This window comes from Actinoplanes sp. NPDC004185, assembly GCF_053603475.1.
Genome location: NZ_JBSGFR010000028.1, coordinates 98,859 through 122,323, shown reverse-complemented (window position 1 = coordinate 122,323; position 23,465 = coordinate 98,859). Strand labels below are relative to the sequence as shown.

Sequence of the window (23,465 nt, the reverse complement as noted above, 5' to 3'; positions counted from 1 at the left end):
TGCCGAAGAAGTCGCCGTCCAGGCGGGCGGCGCCCTTGGAGACCAGCGTCCACACCACCGAGGCCAGCGGCAGGATCGCCAGGATGCAGGCCGCGTAGATCAGCGTCTTCCAGAGCCGGTTGCGGGCCGAGCGGCGGCCCTCGACGCGGGTCGCCGCGGCGAACAGCCCGGCCAGGTAGAACACGATGCCGAGCACGACGACGAGGACCCAGTTGCCCAGGCCGAGGCCGAGCACGACCGCCGCGGACACGAGCAGCGCGGCAACGGCGATGCCCAGGTCGACCACCAGCGGCAGCTTCTTCGACCGGATGTTGTCCGGCGTCATGACGACCCCGGGGACTTCCCTCTCCAACAGACTCATGCGGCACTGTCCCGGAACTCGCGGCGGCGGTAGATGATCGCCCGCGCTGCCATGTTGACGACCAGGGTGATGGCGAAGAGCACCAGGCCGGAGGCGATGAGTGCACCGCGGCCGGTGGCGTTGGCCTCGCCGAACGTGTTGGCGATGTTGGCGGCGATGCTGTTGCCGCCGCTCTCGATCAGGTTGAACGAGATGTTGAAGACGATGCCCAGGGTCAGGGCGAGGGCGATGGTCTCGCCGAGCGCGCGGCCCAGGCCGAGCATGACCGCGGCGATGACGCCGGGCTTGCCGTACGGCACCACGGCCGTGCGGATCATCTCCCACTTGGTGGCGCCCAGGGCGAGCGCCGCCTCCTCGTTCATCAGCGGGGTCTGCTGGAACACCTCGCGCGACAGCGAGGTCACGATCGGCAGCACCATGATGGCCAGCACCAGGCTGCCCAGCAGGATCGACCGGCCGAACGGCCCGTCGCCGCCGAAGATCGGCAGCCAGCTGAAGTACTTGTTCAGCCAGACCGAGAAGTCCTGCACCGGCTCCCGGAAGACGTCCCGGCCCCAGAGGCCGAAGACGACGCTGGGCACCGCGGCGAGCAGGTCGATGATGAAGCCCAGCGGGTTGGCCAGCCGCTTGGGCGCGTAGTGCGAGAGGAAAAGCGCGATGCCCAGAGCGATGGGAACCGCGACGATCAGCGCGATGATCGAGGTCAGGACCGTGCCGAAGGCCAGCGCCGCGATGCCGAACTTGGGCTCGGCGTCGTTGGGGAACCAGGCCTTGTAGGTCAGGAAGTTCTCGGTGTTGGCCTGCAGGGCGGGCACGGCCTTCGAGATCAGGAAGATCGCGATGGCGACGATGATGACCAGCACCATCGCGCCGGCGGACGTGCTCAGGGCCCGGAAGCCGGTCTCCATCGAGAACCGGGCTTTCCTGGGCAGGGCGCCCCCACCACCGAGCGGCGGGCGGCTGCCGTCGAGATCATCGGGAGGGATCGGCGATACGCCGCCGCCGGCGGACCGGGTGTGACGTGCTGTCACGCTCGATCCGCCGGCTTCAGTGCTCGCCGAGCGGGAGGGATAGTCACCCATTCGCTCGCTCGCTGTCGTCTAGGGGGGTCAGGGGGCGCTGGGGATCAGGAGATGGCCGCGACCGAGGTCTCGACCTTGCTGCGGACTGCCTCCGGCAGCGGGGCGTAGCCGAGCTCGGCCAGCGCGGACTGGCCGCCGGTGCTGGCGGTGTAGCTCAGGAAACCCTTGATGGCCGCGGCCTTGGCGCTGCCCTTGCTGCAGGCGATCTCGTACGTGACCAGGACGATCGGGTACGCGCCGGCCTCGGTGGTGGCGTAGTCGATGTCGAGGGCCAGGTCGTTGCCGGTGCCCTTGACCTTGGCGCCGGCGATGGTCTTACCGGCGCTCTCGCCGGTGAGCTCGACGAACTCGCCCGCACCGTTCTTGATCTTGGCCTTCTTCAGGTCGCTGTTCTCCGCGAAGGAGAGCTCGACGTAGGAGATGGCGCCGACCGTGCTCTTCACTGCGGTGGCCACACCGTCCGACTTGGCCGCACCGACGCCGCCCGGGGCCTTCCACGCCTTGGCGTTGCTGAAGGTCCAGTCCGCCTCGGCGGTCTTGCTCAGGTACTTGGTGAAGTTGTCGGTGGTGCCGGACTCGTCGGAGCGGTGCACGGCCTGGATCGCCGTGGACGGGAGCTTGGCGTCGGCGTTCTCCGCCTTGATCGCCGGGTCGTCCCACTTGGTGACCTTGCCGGCGAAGATCTTGGCCAGGGTGGCCGGCGAGAACTGGAGGTTCTCGACGCCGTCGAGGTTGTAGACGACCGCGATCGGGCCGATCACCATCGGGAGGTTGAGGGCCTGGCCGCCGGGGCACTTGGCGTCGGCCTTCGGCTGCTCCTCCTCCTTGAGGGCGGAGTCGGAACCGGCGAAGTCGGCGGTGCCGGCGATGAACGCCTGGATGCCCGCGCCGGAGCCGGTGCCCTCGTAGCCGATCTTGGCGCCCGAGCACTGGCCCTGGTAGGCCTTGATCCACTCGTCCATCGCGTTCTTCTGCGCCGAAGAACCCTGGGCCGTCAGGTCGCCGGCCGCGCAGTTGGCGGAGGCGGCCGAGGCGCCGCCGGCGGCAGGCGAGTCGGTGTTGTCAGAGCCGCATGCCGCGAGCGCGACCGAGGCGGTCAAGGCAATGCCGGCAACGTAGAACCGCTGGAGCTTCAACGGGTTTCCCTTCGAATGAATAACAACTCCGGGCTCCGTAGTCCCGGCCGGCCGAACTCTCATCGGCACACCCGGAAAGCTAAGAGCGCGAGGTGACCGGCTCCCCGGGCATAAGTGAACGCAGGGTGAACAGGTCTGCGCCGGTTCGTAGCCTTTGGCTGAGGAAGGGTTGTCCGTTAAGTGAACCGAGGGCACGACGCCGTATAAGTCCGTTATTTTGTGTTCTCTTTCGGGCCCGAGTGACCGGCTCGGGACGCGTGGGACAGGTCCGTTGTGAGGTGGCTTACTGGGCGCCTCCCGGCCGATAGATGCATAATGCAGCTATGCAGATCGGGACGCGTACCGGCGGGGAACTCGCCACGGTGCTCGAGCAGCTGACCCGGCTGGTCCGTCAGCTCGCCACCGCCGGCGACCTGAGCATGTCGGCGCTGATGCTGCTCGGCCGGCTCGTCCGGCAGGGACCCCAGCGGCTGACCGATCTCGCCGGCCAGGAACGCCTGTCGCAGCCCGGCATGACCCAGCTCGTCGGCCGGCTGGAACGCGACGGCTGGGTCGTCCGGACCGCCAGCGCCGGCGACCGCCGCGGCGTGCTGGTGGACGTGACCGCCGCCGGCCGCGAGCTGGTCGCCCTGCGGCACGCCCAGCGGGCCGAGGCATTGAGCCGGCTGCTGGACCAGCTCGACCCCGAGGACCGGGCCGCCATCGAGCACGCCCTGCCGGCGCTGACCCGGCTGATCGAGGTCCGTACCCCCGACTTCCAGGAGCCCACCCCATGACCGCACCGCACCGACCCGCGACCAACCCCTTCCAGCAGCCCCGCGCTGTCTGGGCGGTGGCCTTCGCCTGTGTCATCTCGTTCATGGGCATCGGGCTGGTCGACCCGATCCTGCCGGCGCTCGCGAACGACCTGCACGCCACGCCGAGCCAGGTGTCCCTGCTGTTCACCAGCTACCTGGTGGTGACCGCGGTGGCGATGCTCGTCGTCGGCGCCGTGGCCGGCCGGATCGGGCCCAAGCCCACGTTGGTCGTCGGGCTGGGCATCATCGTCGTCTTCGCCGCGCTGGCCGGCACCTCCGACACCGTCGGCCAGATCGTCGGCTTCCGGGCCGGCTGGGGGCTGGGCAACGCCCTGTTCATCGCGACCAGCCTGGCCGTCATCGTCGCCTCGGCCACCAGCGGCTTCGCGGGCGCGATCATCCTCTACGAGACCGCGCTCGGACTCGGCATCGCCGTCGGCCCGCTGCTCGGCGGCGAGCTGGGCAGCATCAGCTGGCGTGGCCCGTTCTTCGGCGTCGCGGCGCTGATGGCCATCGCGATGATCGCCACCATCGCCTTCGTGCCCTCGCTGCCCCGGCCGGCCCGGCCCACGTCACTGACCGCGCCCCTCAAGGCGTTGCGCCACCGCGGGCTGCTGACCATGGGCATCATGGCGCTGCTCTACAACTGGGGCTTCTTCACCATGCTGGGCTACGCGCCGTACCCGATGGAGCTGGACGCGCACGAGCTCGGCCTGGTCTTCACCGGCTGGGGACTGCTGGTCGCCGCCTTCAGTGTCTTCGTCGCCCCACGGCTGCAGGCCCGCTTCGGCACCGCGAAGGTGCTCTACGCCAACATGGCCGCGCTGGCGATCGTCATGGTGGTCATCGCGGCCGGCGTCTCGACCCCTCGGACGGTCATCGTCGCCGTCATCGTGAGCGGTGCCTTCATCGGCATCAACAACACGCTGACCACCCAGGCGGTCATGCTGGTCGCGCCGGTCGAGCGGTCGGTGGCCTCCTCCGCGTACGGCTTCGTGCGCTTCATCGGCGGCGGCCTGGCCCCGTTCGCGGCCGGTAAGCTCGCCGACCGCTTCGACCTCAGCGTGCCGTTCTACCTGGGCGGGGTGGCGTTCCTGCTGGCGATCGTCGTGCTCGCCACCGGCCACAAGCTGGTCACCGCGGCCGAGTCGGGGGACAGTGAGGCAGTCGCGCCGCTGGTGCCGGTCGGCGCCGTGGCCCCCGCCGACGCCCGGCCGGTTGTCGTCGCGGTCGGTGCCACCGCCGACGCGGACGCGATCGTGGACGCGGCCGCCGTGCTCGCCCGGGACCTGGACGCCCCGCTCGAGGTCGTCCGGGTCCGCGAGACCGTCGTGATCGAGGAACTGGCCATCGAGCCGGAGGACGAGCAGAGCGCCCGGGCCGCGGTGACCGCCCACCTGCACCGGCTCGCCGACCAGGGGATCGCCGCCACCGGGATGCTGCTGACCAGCGTCGGTGACCACGCCGCGGCCGGCCGGGCCCTGGCCTCGCACGCCGAGGACGTGCAGGCCCGGACAGTGGCGGTGGGACGTTCGCCGCGCGGACCGGCCGCCCAGTTCGCGGACGGCAGCTTCACGGCAGCCCTGACCCGGGCGGCCGCCTCGACCGTCGTGCTCGTCACGCCGGACGAGACCCCGCGTCGGCTCACGGCCGCCACGCTGCCCGAGCTCCGCGGCGTGTGACGGGGTGTCCGGCTTCGAGTACGGCACGGATGGACCGCACGCCATCATCGTCGGCGTGGACGGCTCGCAGACCTCGCTGCGCGCGGCCGCCTACGCCGCCGGCCTGGCCCGGCGCCAGCACACCCGGCTCGTGGTCGTCTATGCCCGCGGTGCCCCGGGCGCGCTGTTCACGCTGGCGGATCCCACCGGGCTGGCCGCCCGGGCCGGGATGGACGCCCAGGATCAGATCGAAGCCCAGCTCCGGACCGAGCTGAGCAGGCAGGCCCAGGTCTGGGGAGTCGACGCCCGGCTGGAGGCCCGCCAGGGCGACCCGCTCACCGTGCTCAGCGAGATCGCCGACGAGGTGCGCGCGGACGCGGTGATAGTCGGCTCGTCACGCAGCGTGGGTCACCGGATCGCCGGCTCGCTGGCGGTGCGGCTGGTCCGCTGCGGCCGCTGGCCGGTCACCGTCGTGCCCTAGCAGAGACTCCCGAGCGATCACGCTGTTCGGCATGTCAGCTGACTACGCCGGCCGTTCTTGTTTCGTACGATGTCGCGCGACGGTGCTGGTGGGGGGCTGAGATCTGTGACTGGTGAGCGGGAGCGTTTGCCGTCTGGCCGCTTGGCCCGTGTGATCGGAGGGATGCTTCGCCGCGCTGCCCCGCGGGTCATAGTCGTGCTTCTGCTGAACACTGTGAGCGCCCTCTTGTCAGCCGTGACGCCTGATTTGGTGGCTTACGCGTTGCGCTCGTTCAGTTTCGTGCTGATCTTCGCTGCCTTCGGGTCCAGGGAGTGGTGGCGATATGTGAAGCACGGCAAGCCGGCACCGTGGCGGGTGGAACATGGGGGCGGCACCGCGTTGTTCGTCACCGACGAACCCGAAATCGTATAGAGCGAGAACCAAGCGCCTATTGCCGGCTGTACATCACGTCGGTGGAGTGGATCTCGAAACCCAGCCGTCGGTAGAGGGCGACCGCCGCCGTGTTCGACTCGTCCACATAGAGCAGCACGTCGGCCAGGCCCAGCCCGGCGAGATGCCGGAGACCCGCCACGCTGAGGGCGGCGCCCAGCCCGCGGCGATGACCGCCCGGGTCGACGCCGAGCACGTAGATCTCCCCGATCGCGGGCTCGCCGCCCTCGGCGGGGTGCACCTTCGTCCAGTGGAAACCGAGCAGCCGGTCGTCGGCCGGGTCCACCGCCAGCAGGAAGCCGGCCGGGTCGAACCACGGCTCGCCGAAGCGCAGCCGCAGGTCGTCGGCCGTCCAACGGCCCTGCTCAGGGTGGTGGGCGAACGCCCGGGAGTTGACGCCCAGCCAGGCCTCGTCGTCGGCGCCGGGCACGAACGTCCGCACCTTGACACCCTCGGGCATCGGCACGTCGGGCAGGTCGCTCAAGGACCGGCGCATCTGCCAGAGCACGCGGGAGCGGGTGAAGCCGGCCTTCTCGGCGAAGGCGCGGGCGGCCTGCTCGTCACCGTGCGCCCAGAACTGCCGGGGGCCGGGACCGGCCGCTGCCAGCAGGGCGGTGCCGTGGCCGCGGAGCCGGTGTTTCGGGTGCACCACCAACTCGCCGGACGTGCCGTCCAGGTAGGCGTAGCCCGCCAGGGTGTCGTCCGCGTACGCGAGCAGGTGGGTGCGGCCGGAGCCGCGCAGGCCGAGGACACCGTCCTCCGACAGGGGGTGGACGCCGTCGGCCTCGTCCGCCGCGGCGGCCAACGTGAGCACGTCAGCCGCCTCGGCGGGGGAGAGCCGGTCCTGGGAGCGGACCTTCGTCATACGGGCAGGGACACGGGCTCGTTGTCGGGCAGCTGCCGGCCGCTCGGCGGGACCACGAACTTGTAGCCCACCTGGCGGACGGTGCCGATCATCGACTCGTACTCGGAGCCGAGCTTGGCCCGCAGGCGCCGCACGTGCACGTCGACCGTCCGGGTGCCACCGAAGTAGTCGTAGCCCCAGACCTCGCGCAGCAGCTGGTCCCGGGTGAAGACCCGGCCCGGGTGCTGGGCCAGGAACTTGAGCAGCTCGAACTCCTTGTAGGTGAGGTCGAGCGGGCGGCCCTTGAGCTTGGCGGCGTAGGTGTCGGGGTCGATGTTGAGCTCGCCGGCCCGGATCGAGCCGCCGGCCCCGGCCGTGGCGTTGGTCAGGCGGCCGACCGCCAGGCGCAGCCGGGCCTCGACCTCGGCGGGACCCGCGCCGGCCAGGATGACGTCGTCGACACCCCAGTCGGCGTTGAGGGCGATCAGTCCGGCCTCGGTCACCACTGCCATCAGCGGGACACCGATGCCGGTCGCGTGCAGCATCCGGCACGTCGCACGAGCCTCGGAGAGCTCCGAGCGGGCGTCGACGAGCACGGCGTCCGGGCTCGGCCCGGACACCAGAGTGCGCACGTCGCGGGGCGCCGTGCGCACGGAGTGGGGCAGCAGGTCCAGCGCGGGAAGCACGGCGGAGGGCTCACCAGCACGTGCCGTCACCAACAGGAGGATTTCCACACTCACCTCGATCCTCGCGGCACGGGGCCGCTCGGGTGACCCGGTCTGCACAGCTCAGAGCTGCGCCACCGGTAGGACTTGTCCCGGCGTCACCGACGGGTGGGCTGCGAATACCTTAACCGATGCAGCACGCGGAAAGCCCTGGTCGGATCGCCAAGTGATGTGAACTACGCCCCCGAGGTGGCCGAACGGCCGAATCGTCACCAGCCTTTTACCCGACCTCCACGGGCGGCTCTGTGGGAGCGCGTCCATGTTGCCGGCTCGTGTCGGATGAGATGACCGCGCCGCGATGAGCGCGATCGGCCCCGGGTCTGGCACGATCGCAGGCGTGCTTCCCTCCGCGCCGCGCGACAACGACTCCTGGGACGACGACGTCTCCCGGGAGATCGCCCGGTCGGCGCCGGGCCGGTCGTCGTCCGGCTTCTACGCCGGCGCCCCCGAGCCCGCCTCCCGGATCGGCGCCCGTTCCGGGGAGCCGGAGGAGGACGACGACGAGGAGATCGAGGAGGAGATCCCGGAGGTCCCGGTCCGCCGCCAGCTGTCGGTGGCGATCGCCGGCTTCGCGGCTCTGCTCGGCGTGGGGCTGATCCTGGGGGCGCAGACCTCCGGGCCGGACGCGCGCCTGCCGTACGCGATCGTGGTCTTCGGGGTGCAGCTGCTCTTCATCCTGGCCTTCACCATGGCCATCCGGCCGCCGGCGGCCGGCACGGTCGCCGGGGTCTGTGTGGCCGCCGCCCTGGCGGCCGACTATCTGGCGGTCAACCGCGAGCCCGCCGGGATCCTGCCGCTGCTCGTGGTCGCGGCGGGCGGCTACGCGGTGGCCGTGGCCGGGCAGTTCATCCGTCCCGGCGACCGCATGCACGTGCGCGACGCGTTGAGCGGCACGCTGCTGATCGTGGTCGGCGTGGTCTCGTTCGCGCAGCTGATCGTGCTCACCCGCAAGCCGGTCGGCACCCAGGCGGTGCTGGTCTGCCTGACCGCGGTGGCCGTGTCGGTGCTGGTCGCCCACCTGGTCGACGCCTTCTTCCCGCGGCCGCGGATCGCGCCGCAGGTGCCCCGCGGCGCCAGCGGCATCATCGCCGGGGCCATGCTGGGCACTCTCGCGGCGGCGGCGCTGGGCAGTGTGCTCGTGCTGCCGTTCACGCCGGCCAAGGGCGCCCTGCTGGGTTTCGTCGCGGCCGGGGTGGCCATGCTGGTGGACCTCGCGGTCAACTATTCGGAGGTGGGCCGGCGGATGGCCGGTGACACCCCGACCTTCTGGGTGGCCCGGCACATGCAGGGCCCGCTGGGTGCGTTTGCCCTGGCCCTGCCCGGTGCGTACGTCCTGACGGCCTTCTTCCTCAGTTGAGGGTGTCCGGAGCGCTCGCATCGGGCATATACCGTGCCCCATCCTGACGTGAACGGGAGGCCGTAGTGGCTGAGGTGTACGGGTCCGCACGGCCGCGCAAGCGCTGGGGTCGGCGTCTGCTGATCACCTTCGTGGTGCTGCTGCTCATCATCCTGGGCGCGCTGGTCGTGGCCGACCGGTTCGGCGCCTCCTACGCCGAGCGCGAGATCGGCGACCGGGTCGCCCAGCAGCTCACCGAGCAGAAGGCCACGGCCGAGAAGCCGGACGTGACCATCGAGGGTGTGCCGTTCCTGACCCAGGTCCTGGCGGGGAAGTACCAGGAGATCAAGATCCTGCTGAACAACTTCTCCGGGCCGGCCGGTAACGGCAAGAACATCAAGATGGACCGGCTCGACATCCGGGCCAAGGACGTGAACGCGCCACTGGACACCGTGCGCACCGGCAACGGCGACATCGTGGCCGCCACGGTCACCGGTGTCGGCACGCTGAGCTATCCCGACCTGGCCGACCTGATCGGCCAGAAGGGTCTCAAGCTCAGCGAGCGCGACGGCAAGCTGATCGGTGCCGCGCCGTTCGAGGCGCTGGGCCAGACCTTCAACACCACCGGTACGGCGAACCTGGCGGTCAAGGACGGCGTCGTCAGTGTCACCTTCGCCGACGTGACCGCCGAGGGCCTGCCGAACATCCCGCTGGTGCGCACCCTGGTCGACAACTACGTGAAGCAGCTGGCCTTCGATCTCAAGGTGCCGGCCCTGCCGCTGGGCCTGAAGGTGCAGAAGGTCGAGCCGCGGGCCGACGGCCTGTACGTGACCACGGGTGCCAGCAACGTGTCACTGAGTTCGGGCGGCCTGTGACCGCGGCCTCCTTCCCGGATGGTGGTCGACGGTGTTCCGAGCGGTGGACCCGCTGGTAAGGTCGCGTTCATGAGCCCTCTGCTCACCAAAAGGCGCGCGGTCGACCTGTGCCGCGTGGCCGCCTGCCTGTGTCGCCCTGTCATCTGACGGGGCCATGCATGCTGCGCAGGATCTGATCTCCACCTGATTCTTCCCCGCCCGGCAGTGGCGCCGTCGCACCCAACCCAACGTGATCCGTACCGCAAGGGTCCCGCGCGGGGTGCGACCGAATCTCCGCGCGTCGACTCACCCCCATCTCACCTGACCAAGGGAGTACTCCGATGAGTCGCGACACCGCACTCGTCTCTGCCGACTGGGCCGAGAAGAACCTCGACACGCAGGGCGTGGTCTTCGTGGAGGTCGACGAGGACACCACCGCCTACGACGGCGGTCACATCCCCGGCGCCGTGAAGATCGACTGGAAGCAGGACCTGCAGGACCCGGTACGCCGGGACTTCGTCAACCAGGAGCAGTTCTCCGCTCTGCTGTCGTCCCGGGGCATCGCCAACGACGACACCGTGATCCTGTACGGCGGCAACAACAACTGGTTCGCGGCCTACGCGTACTGGTACTTCAAGCTCTACGGCCACGGCGACGTCAAGCTGCTCGACGGTGGCCGCAAGAAGTGGGAGCTCGACGCCCGCCCGTACAGCAAGGACGTGCCGAACCGGGCCGCGACGCAGTACCAGGCGTCCGCGCCGGACCTGTCGATCCGCGCCTTCCGCGACGAGGTCGTGCAGGCCATCGGTGTGCAGAACCTGGTCGACGTGCGCAGCCCCGACGAGTTCGCGGGCCGGCTGCTGGCCCCGGCGCACCTGCCGCAGGAGCAGTCGCAGCGCGCCGGGCACATCCCGACCGCGATCAGCGTGCCGTGGAGCAAGGCGGCCAACGAGGACGGCACCTTCAAGTCCGACGAGGAGCTGGCCAAGATCTACGGCGACGCCGGCCTCGACGGCAGCAAGGACACCATCGCCTACTGCCGCATCGGCGAGCGTTCCTCGCACACCTGGTTCGTGCTCAAGGAGCTGCTCGGCCAGCAGAACGTGAAGAACTACGACGGTTCCTGGACCGAGTACGGCTCGCTCATCGGCGTGCCGATCGCCCTCGGCGACGAGCCCGGCTCCGCCAACTAGAGAAGGGCGTGACCATGACATCTACCTCCAACATCGCGGACGGTTGCGCCGCGCCCGACCAGTCGGCTCCCATCCCGGCCAGTGTCGATCTGCAGAAGGAAACCGTCATCACGGGCGTCGTGAGCAACGCCGAGGGTGAGGCGGTGGGCGGCGCGTACGTCCGCCTGCTCGACTCCACCGGCGAGTTCACCGCGGAGGTGGTCACGTCCCCGGAGGGCGTTTTCCGCTTCTTCGCCGCGCCGGGCTCCTGGACGTTGCGCGCCCTGTCCCGGCACGGCAACGGCGACCTGGCCGTGGACGCGACCCGCGGCGTCAACGAGGTCGGCCTCAGCGTCAGCTCCTGACCCACGCTCTGTTCACGAAGGGCGGGACCCGCACCGGGTTCCGCCCTTCGTCGTGCGAGCATGGCTGCCGTGACCGCCCCCGGCTACCACCCTGTCGCCCCGCCTCCCGCTGCCCGGCGGCCCCGGCGGCGCTGGTGGCTGACCGGAGCGGTGGTGGCCTGGGCGCTGGTGCTGACCGGCTTCGCCGTCTGGTCCGTACGCCATGATCCGCCGACCGTGCCGGAGCAGCGCGACATCGCCGCGGGCCTGCCGGTCTTGCAGCGGGCCACCGGGGTGACGCTGGCCGCGGCCGACGCCGCCGACCGGGTGGTCACGCTGGGCGAGCTCAGTTTCGACCGCGACTGTGCCCTCACACCGGTGCGCGAGGGTGTCGAGGCCAGCCGGGAGATCACCGTCCGGGTCCAGCCGGGTCAGGTGCCCGGCGCGCTGCAGGCGATCGCCCGGGCGTTGCCCGCCGGGTACGCGGCCACGGCCCGGCACAACGAGGCCCGCACCCGCTACGGCCTGCGGGCCGACGCCGGTGAATTCGTGGGGGTCGACACCACTGCCGACGCGGATGCCTCCGCCTTCACCCTGCGCGTCTCGACGGGATGCCGGCCGCTGGCGGACGGTGTGGATCTCGACCCGGCACCCGTGGCGGCCACCGACGTGCCGCCGGCGTTCACGGCCGCGCTGCGGGCGTTGGGGACGACGGCAGGGAAAGCCACGAGCAGTGAGGTGAGCTGCCCGGGCGGCGGCGTCGCCCGTACGGTCACCGCCGACGAGCTGTCCGCTCCCGCCGATCTCGGACGGGCCTTGCGGGGCGCCGTCGCCGGGGCTGTGGTGGTGCAGTCGGACCCGCACGCGTGGGCGTACCGGGCCGGGAACGTGTCGGTGGTGGTCAGCGACAGCGAGGGCCGGGCCCGGGTGGACGCCACCACCGGCTGTCGTTGACAAAGCAGGCCGCGCACCGGCAGGTCAGCAGCCGGCCGGACGGGTCGGCGCGCCGACCCGCACCAGCGCCGTGTTCACCTCGGTCGTCGTGGCCAGCCGGTCGAAGTCGGCGCCGAGCACCAGGTCGATGGTCCGGCTGCCCCGGTCGGGCAGGAACTTCATGACGACGTCGCCGTGCACCAGCGCCCGCACCACGGTGGCGGCTCCGACAGCCTGGGGACCGTACCGGAGCACGGCCACCGGTCCCGAACCGTCAGTGTCCGGGTCGACCGCCTGCCGCTCGGTCGCCACGAAGCCGCGATGCTTGAGGTCGATGGTGACCTCGGCGAGCCGCTCGGAGCGGCCGACCACGTCGATCACCACGTCGGCGGGGTCGTCGGGCAGCGAGAGGTCGACGGGGAACGAGCACCGGGACAACGGGGCCGCGGGCGGTGCGGCGACCGGGCCCGGGTCACCACCGGTGACCGCGCTCAGCCCGAAGCCGCCGGCCACGACCACCGTGGCCAGCGCCGCTGCTGTGCCGGCCCGGCGCCGGCGGGCCCGGCTGTGGCCCCGCGCCCGGACGGCCGCCGCCGGAGCCAGCCGGACGTGCTCGACCTCGGCCGACAGCTCCACCAGACGTTCACGAACCGGACGCGACATCACTGACCTCCTGGGGGTCGCCGAGCAGCTCGGCGAGCGCGGTACGGGCCCGGGACAACCGGGCCTTGACGGTTCCGGCGGGGGCGCCGGTGTGCTGCACGATGTCGTCCACCGACATGTCGAGCAGGTAGTGCAGGGCCACCGCCTGGCGCTGGGCGGCGGGCAGCTGCTGCAGGGCGGCGACCACGGCCACCCGGTCCGGTGACGGGCTCGCCGTCTCCAGCTCGGGTGGGCCCATCCGGGCCTGAGCCGCCCACCGGCGACGCAGACCCCGCCACCGGTTCGCCGCCAGTCGCCACCCGGCCGCACGGACCCAGCCCTCCGGGTTCTCGTAACCCGACACCTTCGGCCAGTGCTGCCAGGCCCGGGCGTACGCCTCCTGGGTCAGGTCCTGCGCGTCGGCCAGGTCGCCGCAGACGGCGTACAGGTAGAGCACGACGCGCCGGGCGCTCGCCTGGTAGAAGGCGTCGAAGTCAGCGGTGCTGGGTGGCATGACCAAGTACACCCCGCAGCGGCGGGGCCGGTTGCATCCCGGTCAGTAGACGATCGCCTGGGCTCCGTCGGACATGATCTCCTCGACGAACACCGCGGCGCCGGCGATCCGGATGCCCGGCAGGACGTCCTGCGGGCCGATCTCCCGGCGGGCGGCGCACTGCGTGCAGGCGGTGACCCGGCCGCTGCCGATCAGCAGGTCGAGCAGGTCCGGCAGTGGCGCGGCGTGCGGCAGCTCGAACTGCGCGGCCCGGCCCGGCAGGGCGAACCAGGTGGACTCACCGGTCAGCCAGAACGAGACGTCCACGCCGGACGCGGCCGCGGTCGAAGCCACGGTGAACGCCTGCGAGCAGCGCTCCGGGGCGTCCGCGCCGGCGGTTGCCTTGACGACGAGCAAGCGGGCCATGCGGGTCAGCATAGGATGGGCCGGTCATGGTTACCGAGATCGGGTTCGTGAGTCTGCTGGTCGCCGGGTTCGGCGGGCTGGCAGGCGGTTTGGGCTATCTGGCGATGCGCATTGCAAGGGGACGCTGGTGAGCAGTGAGACGGAAAACCCGCTGGGCCCGCCGCCCTGGCTGAACGCGCCGCCGGTCGAGGCGTACCCGTACGAGGACACGCACGACCTGCGGCAGGGGCCGGATCTGCACCCGGCGCTGCTGGGGCTGCTGCCGTTCATCGGGTTGTGGCGCGGCCGCGGGCAGGGCGGCTTCCCGGCGCCGGAGGACTTCGACTTCGCGCAGGAGGTGCGGATCAGTCACGACGGGCGGCCGTTCCTGGCCTACGAGTCGCGGATCTGGATCCTGGACGCGGACTCCAAGCCGGTGCGGATGGCCGACCGGGAGACCGGCTGGTGGCGGCCCGTGCTGGTGAACGACCGGCCGGGCGACGAGATGGAAGCCACCATGATGACGCCGGACGGCGTGATGGAGCTCTACATCGGGCGGGTCAGCGGCACCCGGCTGGAGATGGTGACCGACGCGGTCGTCCGGACCCCCTCCGCCCTGGAGGTCACGGCCGGGCACCGGCTGTTCGGCATCGTCGACGGGGCGCTGCTCTACGCCCACGAGATGTCCGGCATGGGGGAGACGTTGGTGCCGCATCTTTCGGCGAGGCTGCTCCGGGTGGGTGGCTGAGCTTCTCCAAGGTCAAGAGCCAGGCCATGTCGTGCCTGGTTGCATGGTGCTGACCGTCGCTCCCGCCGAACGCGAGGTTCGTGCTCGGTCAGGAGCCGTCGAAGCCGAGCAGGGTGAGCAGGCGCGGCGTCCAGGGTGACGCCGCGCGCTCGGCGCCGCCGAGCGTGCGGGCCTCCGCCAGGCCGCGCAGCGAGCTGGCCAGCCAGATCGCGTCTGCGTCCGGCAGGGCCGCTGCGGTGATCATGCGTTCTTCCGCGCGGAGGCCCAGCTCCGGCGCGCGGCTGAGCAGGTGGGTCGCCGTGGTGCCGGGGAGGATGCCGGTCTCGGCGGCGGGCACCGTGCAGAGGGTGTCGCCGGTGAGCCAGATCAGGCTGGCTGTCGGGGCCTCCAAGGCATGGCCGTCGGTGCGGAGCCAGAGGACGTCGTCGGCGCCCTGCTTCTTCGCCCAGCGGGTGGCGGCGAGGTTCTCCGCGTACGAGATGGTCTTGGCCGGGGCCAGTGACCAGGGTGGGCGGGACGTCACGCCCAGGTCCGCGGTGATCAGCCTGATGCCGTCGCGGCGCTGGCGGCGGGCGGCGGCCGGCACCGCGCCGACCGTGGCATAGAACGTCGCCGGGGTGACGATCAGCCGCAGGGCGCCCTCACCGCCGGTCCAGGCCCGCGCCGCCCGGGCGGCCAGGGCGGCGAGCTCCGCGCGCGGTGGCAGCGGCAGTTCGAGCAGAACCGCCGACCGGGCCAGGCGATCCAGGTGGGCGTCGAGCAGCCACGGGCCGTCCGGACGCAGGTGCAGCGTCTCGAAGACACCCTCGCCGTACAGCACGCCCCGGTCCACCGGGCTCAGTTCGCCTGAGCCGGGGATCACCATCAAGCTGTCGCTCACCAGAGAAGAGGGTATGCCGTGCGAACTATGCTCGTAGCGTGTCCTCCTCTTCCCTCGCCGAGATGCTCCGGGAGCGCGGCCTGCGACTGACTCCGCAGCGCCAGCTGATCCTGGAGGCGGTGCACGAGCTGGGCCACGCCACCCCCGAGCAGATCCACCACACCGTGCGGGAGCGGGCCGCCGGCGTCAACATCACCACCGTCTACCGCACCCTCGAGCTGCTCGAGGATCTCCGGCTGGTGAGCCACACCCACCTGTCGCACGGCTCCCCGACGTACCACCGCGCCGGCGAGGACCAGCACGTCCATCTCGTCTGCCGCGACTGCGGGTCGATCGACGAGGTCGACCCGGGCGTGATGCTGCCGGTGACCGAGCAGCTGCAGCGGGACCGCAACTTCCGGGTCGACGTGGGGCACGTGTCCCTGTTCGGCGTCTGCGGCGACTGCAAGGAGCAGCCATGACCACCGTCCTGATCGAGGAGCTGGAGCCCACGTCGGCCGACGCCGGCGTCCCGGCCCACTACGGCGACCCGATGCGCGAGCAGCGCACCCTCGACACGGCGGTCGGCCTCGTCGACCGCTCCAACCGCGACGTGCTCGCGGTGCCGGGCGAGGAACGCGCGAGCTGGCTGCACACCCTCACCACCCAGCACCTGAGCGACCTGCGCGCCGGACAGGGCACCGAGCTGCTCGTGCTCTCCCCGCACGGGCACGTCGAGCAGCACGCCCTGGTCGCCGAGGACGGCACCACCGCCTGGCTCGACACCGAGCCCGGGGCCGGCGCCGCCCTGCTCACATACTTCGAGATGATGCGCTTCTTCACCAAGGTCGAGCCGCGCGACGCGAGCGCCGAGATCGCCGTGCTGTCCCTGGTCGGGCCGCAGGCCGTGGCAGCCGCGCGGGAGCACCTGGGCGTGGAGCTCGCCGAGCCGCGGATCTTCGAGGTGCCCGGCCCCAAGTTCGCCGCCGGGGCGGTGCCGGCCGCGCCGACCGCGCTCTACGACGTGCGGCCGTTCGGCTCCGGTGCCCTGGCGCGCCGGGTGCCGCTGGGCGTCGACCTGCTGGTGCCGCGCTCCTCGCTGGAGGAGGTGCTCGCGCTGCTGGCCGACGTGCCGAAGGCCGGGCTGTGGGCGTACGAGGCGGTCCGGGTGGCGCACCGGGTGCCGCGGCTGGGCTGGGAGACCGACCACCGGACCATCCCGTCCGAGGCGAGCTTCGTGGCGCCGGCCGTGCACCTCGACAAGGGTTGCTACCGGGGCCAGGAGACGATCGCCCGGGTGCACCACCTGGGCAAGCCCCCACGCCGGCTGGTGCTGCTGCACCTCGACGGCATCGCCACCGACCAGCCGCCCGCGCAGGGCACCCCGGTGACGCTGGACGGCCGGGCTGTGGGCTTCGTCGGCACCGCCGTGCGCCACCACGAGCTGGGCATGATCGCGCTGGCGGTCCTCAAGCGCAACGTCGCCGACGACGCGGCCCTGCTGGTGGGGGAGTCGGCCGCGGCCATCGACATCTCCTGAGCAGGGGCGGCATGGCAGGATCGCGGCATGACCGGGACCCTCATCACTGTCGCGCCCACCGGCGCGGAGAGCAGTAAGGCAGCCGTACCCGCGCTGCCGGTGACGATCGACGAGCTCGTGGCCACCGCCAAGGAGTGCGAGGCGCTCGGCGCCGCGATCGTGCACGTCCACATCCGCGACGACGCGGCCGAGCCGACCCTGGACCAGGGCCGGCTGCGCGAGACCGTGGCCGCGCTGCGGCAGTCGACGGACCTCATCGTGCAGCTCTCCTCGGGCGGCGCGGTGACCGATCCCGAGGCCGACCGGCTGGCCGTGCTGGACGCGGGCCCGGAGATGGCCTCCTGCACGATGGGCACGGTCAACTTCGGCGACGGCGTGTTCCTGAACCGCTGGGAGTTCATCGTCGACCTGCACACCCGCATGCAGGACAAGGGCATCGTGCCCGAGTACGAGATCTTCGACCTGGGCCAGCTCACCACCCTGCAGCGCCTGCTCGCCCAGCACGGCCTGCCGTACGGCGGCCACGTCCACGTCGACCTGGTGATGGGCGTGCCCGGTGGCATGCCCGGCACCGCCGCCGCGCTGGTCGCGTGCCACCAGGCGATCCGCGACCTGCCCGCGGGCACCACGTTCTCGGCCACCGGCATCGGCCGCAGCACGATCCCCGTGATGCTGGCGTCCCTGTCGGCGGGCGGGCACCTGCGGGTCGGGATGGAGGACACCGTCACGTACGCGAAGGGCCGTCCCGTGGAGTCCAACATGCAGCTGGTGGCCCGCGCGGTCGGCTTCGCGCAGCTGGCCCAGCGTCCCCCGCTGACCACGGCCGAGGCCCGTGAGCTGCTCGGGATGGTGGCCCGATGATCCTCGCCGAGGTGGTGCGCTCCGGTTTTGTCGAGTCCGTGCACCACGGTTCGGTGGTCGTGCTGGACGCCGCCGGCCGGACGATTGCGGCAGCCGGGGACGTGACCGGGCCGTTCTTCCCGCGGTCGTCCAACAAGCCGCTGCAGACCGTCGGCATGCTGCGGGCCGGCCTGCGCACCGCCGACCCGGCCGATCTCGCGCTGATCAGCGGCAGCCACTTCGGTGAGCCGTTCCACGTCGCCCGGGTCCGCCGGATCCTGGCCACCGCCGGTCTGGACGAGTCTGCGCTGCGCTGCCCGCCGTCGCTGCCGCTGTCGGAGGACGAGCGCGACATCGTGCTGCGGGACGGTGGCGGGGCCACCCCGGTCCTGATGAACTGCTCCGGCAAGCACGCCGGGATGCTCGCGACCTGCGTGGTGAACGGCTGGTCGCTCGCGGACTACCGGGACGCCAAGCACCCGCTGCAGGTGGCGCTGGCCGCGGCGGTGAGCGATCTGGCCGGGGAGCCGATCGCCGCCACCGGCATCGACGGTTGCGGTGCGCCGGTGTTCGCCGTGTCGCTGACCGCACTGGCCCGGGGCTTCCAGCGGCTGGTGGACGCTCCGCCGACCTCCTTCGAGCGGCTGGTGGCCGACACGATGCGGGCCGACCCGGAGCTGGTGGCGGGCACCGGCCAGGACGACAGCCGGCTGATGCGCGGCGTGCCCGGGCTGCTGGCCAAGGGCGGGGCCGAGGGCGTGGTCGCGGTGGCCGTCGAGGGTCTCGGCGCGGTGGCGATCAAGGTGGCGGACGGCGCCATGCGAGCCCGGATGCCGGTGCTGGTGTCCGCGTTGCGCCGGCTCGGCGTCTCCGCACCCGTGCTGGACGAGCTGGAGACGGTGCCGGTGCTCGGCGGCGGGGTCCCGGTCGGCGAGGTCCGCTCGGCCTGGTGACCGGGTTCACGCTAGCTCTTGTTAGCGTTTTGCTTGCAAGAGCTAGCACCTCCGGCTACCGTCGGATGCATGGCCGCTCCCAAGGACCTGCCCCAGGACATCGGTGAATTCATCCGTGACCTGCGGCAGACCGCAAAGATCTCGCTCCGGCAGCTCGCCGACCGGGCGGGCGTGAGCAATCCCTATCTCAGCCAGATCGAGCGCGGCCTGCGCAAGCCCAGCGCCGAGGTGCTGCAGCAGCTGGCCAGCGCGCTGCGGGTGTCGACGCCCGCGATGTATCTGCGGGCCGGCCTGCTCGACGGCGAGGGTCAGCAGGGGGTGCTGGCCGCCATCGCCGCCGATCCCGAGCTGACGATCGCGCAGAAGCAGTCCCTGTCGCAGATCTACGAGACGTTCCGCAACGAGACCGCCCGGCAGACGCCGGCCGCGACCGTGCCCGACGAGGGCACGCCCGACGAGAGCACGTCCCGTGATGGCATGCCCGCCGCGGACGTGCCGGACGAGGACGAGGCCCTGCGGGCTGTCGTCCACGACGTGGCAGTCGTCGAAGGCGGCGCCGCCCCCGCACCCAAGACCACGAAGCCCGAGGAGAAGTCATGACCGAGCAGACCAAGACCCGTTTCCCCGCTCCGCTCTACGCCGCCGCCGGCGCCGGCGACCTGGCCTACCAGCAGCTGCGCAAGCTGCCGGCCGTCGTCACCGAGCTCGGTGACCGCGCGGTCGCCTCGCTGCGCACCGCGAACGACACGGCGAGCAGCACCGCCACCACGCTGAAGAGCACCGCGAGCAGCACCGATTTCGACAAGCTGCGCGAGACCGCCACCGCGGGCGCCGTCGCGTTCGCCCAGGCCGCGCAGGAGCGGGCCCTCGCCGTCTACACCTCGCTGGTCGCCCACGGCGAGCGCGTGGTCGGCACCGGCGTGGTCGAGGCCGCCGACGTGGTCAACGCCGACATCGAGACCACCGAGGAGCCGAAGGCCGTCGAGGCTGCCGCCACCCCGGCCCCGAAGCCGCGCAAGCGCGTCACCCGCCCGGTCACCGACAAGTAAGTCCGCAGACAGCTCGGTAACGACCTGCGACTGATTGATCCGCGGGCCTCGGCGTCGGCCGGGGCCCGCGGCATAGACTGGCCGTCATGGACTACAGCGCGACACCCATCTTCTACGACAACGTCGCGAGCCTGATCTCGATCGCCGTCTCGATCGTGTCGTTGGTGGTGCAGGCAGTCGCACTGATCCACTGCGTGACCCAGCGCGGCGACGGGTTCCAGGCCATCGGCACCCTGCCCAAGGGCGCCTGGCTGGCCATCCTCGCGGTCTGCATCATCCTGACGCTGCTCGGCGTCGGCGGCGGCGCCACCGGTCTGTTCGGCCTCATCGGCATCGCGGCCGCACTCATCTACCTGCTCGACGTCCGGCCCGGCCTGCGTGACCTGTCGGACGGCAAGGGCTTCTGGTGAAGCGTCTCCGCTGGCCGCCGCCCCCGGACGGCGGCCCGCGGAGCTCCGGCCCCGGGCCCAGCGCGCCCCGCAGCGGCCGGCCCACCCTGCCGATGCCGCCGACCCAGCTGATCGAGACCCCGCACGGCGGCCGGCTCGAACAGCTCGTCACCGGCGTCGGCGAGCCGGTCACCGTCTTCGCGCACGGGCTGGCCGGTGACATCGCCGGGACCCGCCCGCTGGGTAGTGGCGTCCTCGGCCGCCGGGTGTTCTTCCACTTCCGCGGGCACGGCCGCTCCGACGCGCCGCCCGGCCCGTGGAGCTTCGCCGACCTCGCCGACGACCTGCGGGCCGTCGCCGACCGGGCCGGGGCGACCCGGGCGCTGGGCATCAGCATGGGCGCGGGCGCACTGTGCCGGCTGCTCACGGAGTTCCCCGAGCGCTTCGAGCGGATCGTGCTCTATCTGCCTGCGCCGCTGGACGGCGTACGGCCGCCGGTGGCCGAGGCGCGGCTGGCCCGGCTGCTCACCGCGGTGGAGTCCGGCGAGGCCGCGCTGGTCGCCGAGGCCGTCGAGCCCGAGCTGCCGCCGGCGGTGCGTAACACGCCCACGGGCTGGAGCTATCTGCGGCACCGCGTCGAGCAGCTGCTGACCGACGGGCTGGCCCCGGAGCTGGACACGCTGTGGCGCGCCCCCGCGGTGCCCGACGATTCGGTGCTGGCCGCGTTCCGGGGCCCGGCCCTGGTGATCGGCTGTGTCGGCGACGACGTGCATCCGGTGTCGGTCGCCGAACGCCTGGCCGGTCTGCTGCCGGGTGCGGAGCTCCAGGTCTACGACCGGCCCACGCTGCTGTGGACCCATCGCAAGGAGCTGCGCGAGCGCATCTCCACCTTCCTCAACGCGTAGCGCAGCTGGTGAGCGGGCCGCTCCGCGACCGAGTCCGGGGCTTTGTCGACCAGCTCGCCCTCGGTCGGTCGGCCCGCCGGCGGCCCAGGCGGCGAGGCGAGCAGCGCCGGCCCCGAGTGCGAGGGTGAGGTAGTAGGGCGAATCCGGCTACGCCGTAACTTTTCGGGCCGCTGATCCGGTGTTGAGGACGTGCGGTACTCCCCCAGATCCATCTTCTTCAGCGTCGTGGCCCTCGGCCTCCCGTTCGCCGTCACCGTCGGCTGGACCCTCGGTACGCCGCCCCCCGCCCCACCGCCGGTGAGTGCACCCGGCGGGGCCGGCGGGATCGGCGCCGCGCCGCCACCCAAGCCCACCACCGCGACCACCTCACCGGTGCTCGGCTGGTCGCCCCGGCCGCCCGAGCCGGTGGCGGTCGAGTCCTCGCTGCCCGCCCTGCCCGCCGCCAGTACGGCGCCGACCGCCTCCAGTCCGGCCGTCATCGTCACGTCCGGCTCGCCGGATCCGACGCTGACCCTGTTGCCGCCGGTGCCCACCCCCACCCAGATCGTCAGCACCCCGCCGAGCCCGTCGGCGACGGTGCCGTCCGGCAGCGCCGCACCGGACTTCGGCCTCGGTGGAGCAGGGCTGGTCCGCAGGTCCTAAGCTCCCGCAACGTGGATGACACTCACCTGCGGTCCGCGGCCGGCCGGGGCGCCGCGGCGACCGGCGGCGCCGTACGCCGGTTCGTCACCGGGGCCGGCCTGCTGGCCCGGGGTCTGGGCCTGGTCCTGCGCAATCCGCGGATGCTCGGCCTCGGCCTGCTGCCCGCGGTGATCTCCGGCGCGCTGTACGCGGCCCTGCTGATCACCCTCGTCGTCTTCATCGACGACCTGTCGGCCGGGGTCACCTGGTTCGCCGACGACTGGTCGGCCGCCTGGCGGGACGTGATCCGGCTCGTCGCGGGCGCGGCCCTGATCGGGCTCAGCGGCCTGATCGGCGTGCTCACCTTCACCGCGGTCACGCTGCTGATCGGTGACCCGTTCTACGAGAAGATCTCGGGGATGGTCGAGGACCGCTTCGGGGGTGTGCCGGACGAGGTCGAGGTGTCGCTGGGCCGTTCGCTGGCCCGCAGCCTGGTCGACTCGTTGCGCCTGATCGGCCTGTCGGTGCTGTTCGGCATCCCGTTGTTCGCGGCCGGTTTCATCCCGGTGGTCGGCCAGACGGTCGTGCCGGTGGTCGGCGGGGCGGTCGCCGGCTGGCTGCTGGCGGTGGAGCTGACCGGGGTCCCGTTCCAGCGTCGCGGCCGGCGGCTGCGGGACCGCCGGGCGGCCCTGCGCGGCAACCGGGCGACGGCGCTGGGCTTCGGCGTCGCGGTCTTCGTCTGCTTCCTCATCCCGCTCGGCGCCGTGCTGCTGATGCCGGCGGCGGTCGTCGGCGGCACGCTGCTCTCCCGCAAGGTGCTGGGCCTGCCGATCGAGGGCTGAGCACCCTCAGGCCGAGGCGCGCACCACCAGCTCGGTGGGCAGCACCACGGCGTCCGGGACGTCCTGCTTGTCGTTGACCAGCCCGAGCATCTGCCGGGCCATCGTGCGGCCCATGTCGACGATCGGCTGGCGGACCGTGGTCAGCGGCGGGTCGCTGAGCCGGCTGATCTCGAAGTCGTCGAAGCCGACCACCGCCACGTCCGCCGGCACCCGGCGGCCGGCGTCCTTGAGCGCCTGCAACGCGCCGTGGGCCATCATGTCCGAGGCCACGAACACCGCGTCGAGCTGCGGATCCTCGGTGAGCAGCCGGCGCATCGCGCGCAGCCCGGAGTCGCGGGTGAAGTCGCCGAAGGCCACGTGCTCGGTCAGCCCGGCGTCGCGCAGGGTTTCCTGGTAGCCGGTGAGCCGGTCGACCCCGGCGATCATGTCCTGCGGCCCGGCGATGGTGGCGATCCGGCGGTGGCCGGTGCTGATCAGGTGACGCACGGCCTGGCCCACGCCGCCGACGTGGTCCACGTCGACGTAGGGGACCGGCAGCTCGGCCGGGGTCATCGGGCGGCCGCTGCACACCACCGGGATGCCGAGCCGGGCCAGGGCGCCGGGCAGCGGGTCGGCGCCGTGCATCGAGGCGAACATGACGCCGTCGACGTGGCCGGCCATCGCGTACCGCTCGACCCGGTCGTGGCTGGCGGCCGAGCCCGCCATCATCAGCACGAGCTGTTTGTCCGCCGCGTCCAGCTCCATGCTCACCCCGCGGATCACCGCGGGGAAGAACAGGTCGTCGGAGAAGACCCGGTTGGCGGTCTCCGGCAGGATCAGCGCGATCGACTCCGTGCGTTGCGTGACCAGGCTGCGGGCGGCCTGGTTGGGTACGTAGCCCAGCTCCGCGACGGCCTGGTGCACTGCCTCGCGGATCGCCACGGCGACCGTGGTCGACCCGTTGACGACGCGGGAGACGGTCGCCCTCGAGACGCCGGCGCGCCTCGCCACCGCCTCGAGGGTCGGTCGCTCCCGCGTCACCATC

General features: G+C 72.0%; 31 protein-coding genes and 1 pseudogene. 22 read left to right on the top strand and 10 right to left on the bottom strand.

Annotation, left to right across the window (positions count from 1 at the left end; all coding sequences use genetic code 11):
* From ACWEOZ_RS27320 to pstS, 3 genes and pseudogenes are all read right to left on the bottom strand, one after another.
* A pseudogene (locus tag ACWEOZ_RS27320) lies at positions 1-361 on the bottom strand (phosphate ABC transporter permease PstA); the annotation flags it as partial.
* Positions 358-1,443 (bottom strand): phosphate ABC transporter permease subunit PstC, encoded by a 1,086-nt coding sequence (gene pstC, locus ACWEOZ_RS27315; protein ID WP_451913517.1) that lies wholly within the window; start codon positions 1,441-1,443, stop codon positions 358-360. The pseudogene ACWEOZ_RS27320 and the gene pstC, both read right to left, overlap by 4 nt.
* Before the next feature lie 44 nt (positions 1,444-1,487).
* Positions 1,488-2,579 carry a phosphate ABC transporter substrate-binding protein PstS gene (gene pstS, locus ACWEOZ_RS27310; RefSeq protein ID WP_451913516.1) on the bottom strand — a complete coding sequence of 364 codons (1,092 nt, stop codon included), beginning with the start codon at positions 2,577-2,579 and terminating at the stop codon, positions 1,488-1,490.
* A gap of 323 nt (positions 2,580-2,902) precedes the next feature.
* On the opposite strand from pstS, the gene ACWEOZ_RS27305 reads away from it, so the two are divergent.
* The 4 genes from ACWEOZ_RS27305 to ACWEOZ_RS27290 all read left to right on the top strand — a co-directional run bounded on the left by ACWEOZ_RS27305 (position 2,903) and on the right by ACWEOZ_RS27290 (position 5,929).
* The gene (locus ACWEOZ_RS27305) at positions 2,903-3,355 is read left to right on the top strand and encodes a MarR family winged helix-turn-helix transcriptional regulator (RefSeq protein ID WP_451913515.1); all 453 of its coding nucleotides are present in this window, start codon (positions 2,903-2,905) and stop codon (positions 3,353-3,355) included.
* Complete coding sequence (locus tag ACWEOZ_RS27300; RefSeq protein ID WP_451913514.1) at positions 3,352-5,058, top strand: MFS transporter; 1,707 nt, start codon at positions 3,352-3,354, stop codon at positions 5,056-5,058. The genes ACWEOZ_RS27305 and ACWEOZ_RS27300 overlap by 4 nt, the downstream gene beginning before the upstream one ends.
* Positions 5,059-5,062: 4 nt before the next feature.
* The gene (locus ACWEOZ_RS27295; RefSeq protein ID WP_451913513.1) at positions 5,063-5,518 is read left to right on the top strand and encodes a universal stress protein; all 456 of its coding nucleotides are present in this window, start codon (positions 5,063-5,065) and stop codon (positions 5,516-5,518) included.
* A 195-nt stretch (positions 5,519-5,713) separates the two neighbouring features.
* Positions 5,714-5,929, top strand: a complete 216-nt coding sequence (locus tag ACWEOZ_RS27290) for a hypothetical protein (protein WP_451913512.1) — start codon at positions 5,714-5,716, stop codon at positions 5,927-5,929.
* Positions 5,930-5,945: 16 nt separating this feature from the next.
* Here the strand turns inward: ACWEOZ_RS27290 and mshD are convergent, their stop codons facing one another.
* Together mshD and ACWEOZ_RS27280 are read right to left on the bottom strand one after the other, a co-directional pair.
* Positions 5,946-6,812 carry a mycothiol synthase gene (gene mshD, locus ACWEOZ_RS27285; RefSeq protein WP_451913511.1) on the bottom strand — a complete coding sequence of 289 codons (867 nt, stop codon included), beginning with the start codon at positions 6,810-6,812 and terminating at the stop codon, positions 5,946-5,948.
* Positions 6,809-7,525 carry a winged helix-turn-helix transcriptional regulator gene (locus ACWEOZ_RS27280; RefSeq protein ID WP_451913519.1) on the bottom strand — a complete coding sequence of 239 codons (717 nt, stop codon included), beginning with the start codon at positions 7,523-7,525 and terminating at the stop codon, positions 6,809-6,811. Before ACWEOZ_RS27280 ends, mshD begins: the two co-directional genes overlap by 4 nt.
* 328 nt (positions 7,526-7,853) lie before the next feature.
* Between ACWEOZ_RS27280 and ACWEOZ_RS27275 the strand changes: the two genes are divergently transcribed.
* The 6 genes from ACWEOZ_RS27275 to ACWEOZ_RS27250 all read left to right on the top strand — a co-directional run bounded on the left by ACWEOZ_RS27275 (position 7,854) and on the right by ACWEOZ_RS27250 (position 12,176).
* Positions 7,854-8,873, top strand: coding sequence for a hypothetical protein (locus ACWEOZ_RS27275; protein WP_451913510.1), 1,020 nt, complete (start codon positions 7,854-7,856; stop codon positions 8,871-8,873).
* 65 nt (positions 8,874-8,938) lie between these two features.
* Complete coding sequence (locus ACWEOZ_RS27270; RefSeq protein WP_360814596.1) at positions 8,939-9,727, top strand: LmeA family phospholipid-binding protein; 789 nt, start codon at positions 8,939-8,941, stop codon at positions 9,725-9,727.
* A gap of 18 nt (positions 9,728-9,745) precedes the next feature.
* Positions 9,746-9,874, top strand: coding sequence for an Ms5788A family Cys-rich leader peptide (locus ACWEOZ_RS27265; RefSeq protein ID WP_451913509.1), 129 nt, complete (start codon positions 9,746-9,748; stop codon positions 9,872-9,874).
* 173 nt (positions 9,875-10,047) lie between these two features.
* On the top strand, positions 10,048-10,899 hold the full coding sequence (locus ACWEOZ_RS27260) for a sulfurtransferase (RefSeq protein WP_451913508.1): 852 nt from the start codon (positions 10,048-10,050) through the stop codon (positions 10,897-10,899).
* Between the two features lie 14 nt (positions 10,900-10,913).
* Positions 10,914-11,243 carry a DUF1416 domain-containing protein gene (locus ACWEOZ_RS27255; protein ID WP_451913507.1) on the top strand — a complete coding sequence of 110 codons (330 nt, stop codon included), beginning with the start codon at positions 10,914-10,916 and terminating at the stop codon, positions 11,241-11,243.
* Between the two features lie 60 nt (positions 11,244-11,303).
* The gene (locus ACWEOZ_RS27250) at positions 11,304-12,176 is read left to right on the top strand and encodes a hypothetical protein (RefSeq protein ID WP_451913506.1); all 873 of its coding nucleotides are present in this window, start codon (positions 11,304-11,306) and stop codon (positions 12,174-12,176) included.
* Positions 12,177-12,200: 24 nt separating this feature from the next.
* Here ACWEOZ_RS27250 and ACWEOZ_RS27245 read toward each other — a convergent pair whose 3' ends face one another.
* Genes ACWEOZ_RS27245 through ACWEOZ_RS27235 form a run of 3 tightly spaced genes read right to left on the bottom strand, consistent with a single transcriptional unit; the run spans position 12,201 to position 13,728 of the window.
* Positions 12,201-12,818: a LytR C-terminal domain-containing protein gene (locus ACWEOZ_RS27245; RefSeq protein ID WP_451913505.1), complete on the bottom strand. Its 618-nt coding sequence runs from the start codon at positions 12,816-12,818 to the stop codon at positions 12,201-12,203.
* Complete coding sequence (locus ACWEOZ_RS27240; protein ID WP_451913504.1) at positions 12,799-13,311, bottom strand: RNA polymerase sigma factor; 513 nt, start codon at positions 13,309-13,311, stop codon at positions 12,799-12,801. The genes ACWEOZ_RS27245 and ACWEOZ_RS27240 overlap by 20 nt, the downstream gene beginning before the upstream one ends.
* 42 nt (positions 13,312-13,353) lie before the next feature.
* Complete coding sequence (locus ACWEOZ_RS27235; RefSeq protein ID WP_360545838.1) at positions 13,354-13,728, bottom strand: DsrE family protein; 375 nt, start codon at positions 13,726-13,728, stop codon at positions 13,354-13,356.
* Positions 13,729-13,742: 14 nt separating this feature from the next.
* Between ACWEOZ_RS27235 and mtfM the strand changes: the two genes are divergently transcribed.
* Entirely contained in the window at positions 13,743-13,847 is a 105-nt protein-coding gene (gene mtfM, locus ACWEOZ_RS27230) for a small membrane protein MtfM (RefSeq protein ID WP_281420991.1), read from the top strand.
* On the top strand, positions 13,844-14,443 hold the full coding sequence (locus tag ACWEOZ_RS27225; protein ID WP_451913503.1) for an FABP family protein: 600 nt from the start codon (positions 13,844-13,846) through the stop codon (positions 14,441-14,443). The genes mtfM and ACWEOZ_RS27225 overlap by 4 nt, the downstream gene beginning before the upstream one ends.
* A gap of 88 nt (positions 14,444-14,531) precedes the next feature.
* Here the strand turns inward: ACWEOZ_RS27225 and ACWEOZ_RS27220 are convergent, their stop codons facing one another.
* A complete protein-coding gene (locus ACWEOZ_RS27220) occupies positions 14,532-15,323 on the bottom strand; it encodes an aminotransferase class IV (protein WP_451913502.1) in 792 nt (263 codons plus the stop codon).
* A gap of 62 nt (positions 15,324-15,385) precedes the next feature.
* On the opposite strand from ACWEOZ_RS27220, the gene ACWEOZ_RS27215 reads away from it, so the two are divergent.
* From ACWEOZ_RS27215 to ACWEOZ_RS27170, 10 genes are all read left to right on the top strand, one after another.
* On the top strand, positions 15,386-15,784 hold the full coding sequence (locus tag ACWEOZ_RS27215) for a Fur family transcriptional regulator (protein WP_360547078.1): 399 nt from the start codon (positions 15,386-15,388) through the stop codon (positions 15,782-15,784).
* A complete protein-coding gene (gene ygfZ / locus ACWEOZ_RS27210) occupies positions 15,781-16,842 on the top strand; it encodes a CAF17-like 4Fe-4S cluster assembly/insertion protein YgfZ (protein WP_451913501.1) in 1,062 nt (353 codons plus the stop codon). The genes ACWEOZ_RS27215 and ygfZ overlap by 4 nt, the downstream gene beginning before the upstream one ends.
* A gap of 27 nt (positions 16,843-16,869) precedes the next feature.
* Positions 16,870-17,703 carry a BKACE family enzyme gene (locus ACWEOZ_RS27205; protein WP_360545830.1) on the top strand — a complete coding sequence of 278 codons (834 nt, stop codon included), beginning with the start codon at positions 16,870-16,872 and terminating at the stop codon, positions 17,701-17,703.
* Positions 17,700-18,635: an asparaginase gene (locus tag ACWEOZ_RS27200; protein ID WP_451913500.1), complete on the top strand. Its 936-nt coding sequence runs from the start codon at positions 17,700-17,702 to the stop codon at positions 18,633-18,635. The genes ACWEOZ_RS27205 and ACWEOZ_RS27200 overlap by 4 nt, the downstream gene beginning before the upstream one ends.
* A gap of 69 nt (positions 18,636-18,704) precedes the next feature.
* On the top strand, positions 18,705-19,235 hold the full coding sequence (locus tag ACWEOZ_RS27195; RefSeq protein ID WP_451913499.1) for a helix-turn-helix domain-containing protein: 531 nt from the start codon (positions 18,705-18,707) through the stop codon (positions 19,233-19,235).
* The gene (locus tag ACWEOZ_RS27190) at positions 19,232-19,684 is read left to right on the top strand and encodes a hypothetical protein (RefSeq protein WP_451913498.1); all 453 of its coding nucleotides are present in this window, start codon (positions 19,232-19,234) and stop codon (positions 19,682-19,684) included. The genes ACWEOZ_RS27195 and ACWEOZ_RS27190 overlap by 4 nt, the downstream gene beginning before the upstream one ends.
* 86 nt (positions 19,685-19,770) lie before the next feature.
* A complete protein-coding gene (locus ACWEOZ_RS27185) occupies positions 19,771-20,094 on the top strand; it encodes a DUF2516 family protein (protein ID WP_451913497.1) in 324 nt (107 codons plus the stop codon).
* Positions 20,091-20,978, top strand: a complete 888-nt coding sequence (locus ACWEOZ_RS27180; RefSeq protein WP_451913496.1) for an alpha/beta fold hydrolase — start codon at positions 20,091-20,093, stop codon at positions 20,976-20,978. Before ACWEOZ_RS27185 ends, ACWEOZ_RS27180 begins: the two co-directional genes overlap by 4 nt.
* 189 nt (positions 20,979-21,167) lie before the next feature.
* The gene (locus tag ACWEOZ_RS27175; protein ID WP_451913495.1) at positions 21,168-21,620 is read left to right on the top strand and encodes a hypothetical protein; all 453 of its coding nucleotides are present in this window, start codon (positions 21,168-21,170) and stop codon (positions 21,618-21,620) included.
* Positions 21,621-21,631: 11 nt separating this feature from the next.
* The gene (locus tag ACWEOZ_RS27170; protein WP_451913494.1) at positions 21,632-22,441 is read left to right on the top strand and encodes an EI24 domain-containing protein; all 810 of its coding nucleotides are present in this window, start codon (positions 21,632-21,634) and stop codon (positions 22,439-22,441) included.
* A 6-nt stretch (positions 22,442-22,447) separates the two neighbouring features.
* Here the strand turns inward: ACWEOZ_RS27170 and ACWEOZ_RS27165 are convergent, their stop codons facing one another.
* The gene (locus ACWEOZ_RS27165; protein ID WP_451913493.1) at positions 22,448-23,464 is read right to left on the bottom strand and encodes a LacI family DNA-binding transcriptional regulator; all 1,017 of its coding nucleotides are present in this window, start codon (positions 23,462-23,464) and stop codon (positions 22,448-22,450) included.
* Position 23,465: the final 1 nt, after the last annotated feature.

What these genes read in the sequence shown, in the direction of transcription:
- pstC (WP_451913517.1), bottom strand. Translation starts at nt 1,443, where the DNA reads ATGGGTGACTATCCCTCCCGCTCGGCGAGCACTGAAGCCGGCGGATCG.
- ACWEOZ_RS27305 (WP_451913515.1), top strand. Translation starts at nt 2,903, where the DNA reads ATGCAGATCGGGACGCGTACCGGCGGGGAACTCGCCACGGTGCTCGAG.
- ACWEOZ_RS27300 (WP_451913514.1), top strand. Translation starts at nt 3,352, where the DNA reads ATGACCGCACCGCACCGACCCGCGACCAACCCCTTCCAGCAGCCCCGC.
- mshD (WP_451913511.1), bottom strand. Translation starts at nt 6,812, where the DNA reads ATGACGAAGGTCCGCTCCCAGGACCGGCTCTCCCCCGCCGAGGCGGCT.
- ACWEOZ_RS27265 (WP_451913509.1), top strand. Translation starts at nt 9,746, where the DNA reads ATGGTGGTCGACGGTGTTCCGAGCGGTGGACCCGCTGGTAAGGTCGCG.
- ACWEOZ_RS27260 (WP_451913508.1), top strand. Translation starts at nt 10,048, where the DNA reads ATGAGTCGCGACACCGCACTCGTCTCTGCCGACTGGGCCGAGAAGAAC.
- ACWEOZ_RS27255 (WP_451913507.1), top strand. Translation starts at nt 10,914, where the DNA reads ATGACATCTACCTCCAACATCGCGGACGGTTGCGCCGCGCCCGACCAG.
- ACWEOZ_RS27250 (WP_451913506.1), top strand. Translation starts at nt 11,304, where the DNA reads ATGGCTGCCGTGACCGCCCCCGGCTACCACCCTGTCGCCCCGCCTCCC.
- ACWEOZ_RS27245 (WP_451913505.1), bottom strand. Translation starts at nt 12,818, where the DNA reads ATGTCGCGTCCGGTTCGTGAACGTCTGGTGGAGCTGTCGGCCGAGGTC.
- ACWEOZ_RS27240 (WP_451913504.1), bottom strand. Translation starts at nt 13,311, where the DNA reads ATGCCACCCAGCACCGCTGACTTCGACGCCTTCTACCAGGCGAGCGCC.
- ACWEOZ_RS27235 (WP_360545838.1), bottom strand. Translation starts at nt 13,728, where the DNA reads ATGCTGACCCGCATGGCCCGCTTGCTCGTCGTCAAGGCAACCGCCGGC.
- mtfM (WP_281420991.1), top strand. Translation starts at nt 13,743, where the DNA reads ATGGTTACCGAGATCGGGTTCGTGAGTCTGCTGGTCGCCGGGTTCGGC.
- ACWEOZ_RS27215 (WP_360547078.1), top strand. Translation starts at nt 15,386, where the DNA reads ATGCTCCGGGAGCGCGGCCTGCGACTGACTCCGCAGCGCCAGCTGATC.
- ygfZ (WP_451913501.1), top strand. Translation starts at nt 15,781, where the DNA reads ATGACCACCGTCCTGATCGAGGAGCTGGAGCCCACGTCGGCCGACGCC.
- ACWEOZ_RS27205 (WP_360545830.1), top strand. Translation starts at nt 16,870, where the DNA reads ATGACCGGGACCCTCATCACTGTCGCGCCCACCGGCGCGGAGAGCAGT.
- ACWEOZ_RS27200 (WP_451913500.1), top strand. Translation starts at nt 17,700, where the DNA reads ATGATCCTCGCCGAGGTGGTGCGCTCCGGTTTTGTCGAGTCCGTGCAC.
- ACWEOZ_RS27195 (WP_451913499.1), top strand. Translation starts at nt 18,705, where the DNA reads ATGGCCGCTCCCAAGGACCTGCCCCAGGACATCGGTGAATTCATCCGT.
- ACWEOZ_RS27190 (WP_451913498.1), top strand. Translation starts at nt 19,232, where the DNA reads ATGACCGAGCAGACCAAGACCCGTTTCCCCGCTCCGCTCTACGCCGCC.
- ACWEOZ_RS27185 (WP_451913497.1), top strand. Translation starts at nt 19,771, where the DNA reads ATGGACTACAGCGCGACACCCATCTTCTACGACAACGTCGCGAGCCTG.
- ACWEOZ_RS27165 (WP_451913493.1), bottom strand. Translation starts at nt 23,464, where the DNA reads ATGGTGACGCGGGAGCGACCGACCCTCGAGGCGGTGGCGAGGCGCGCC.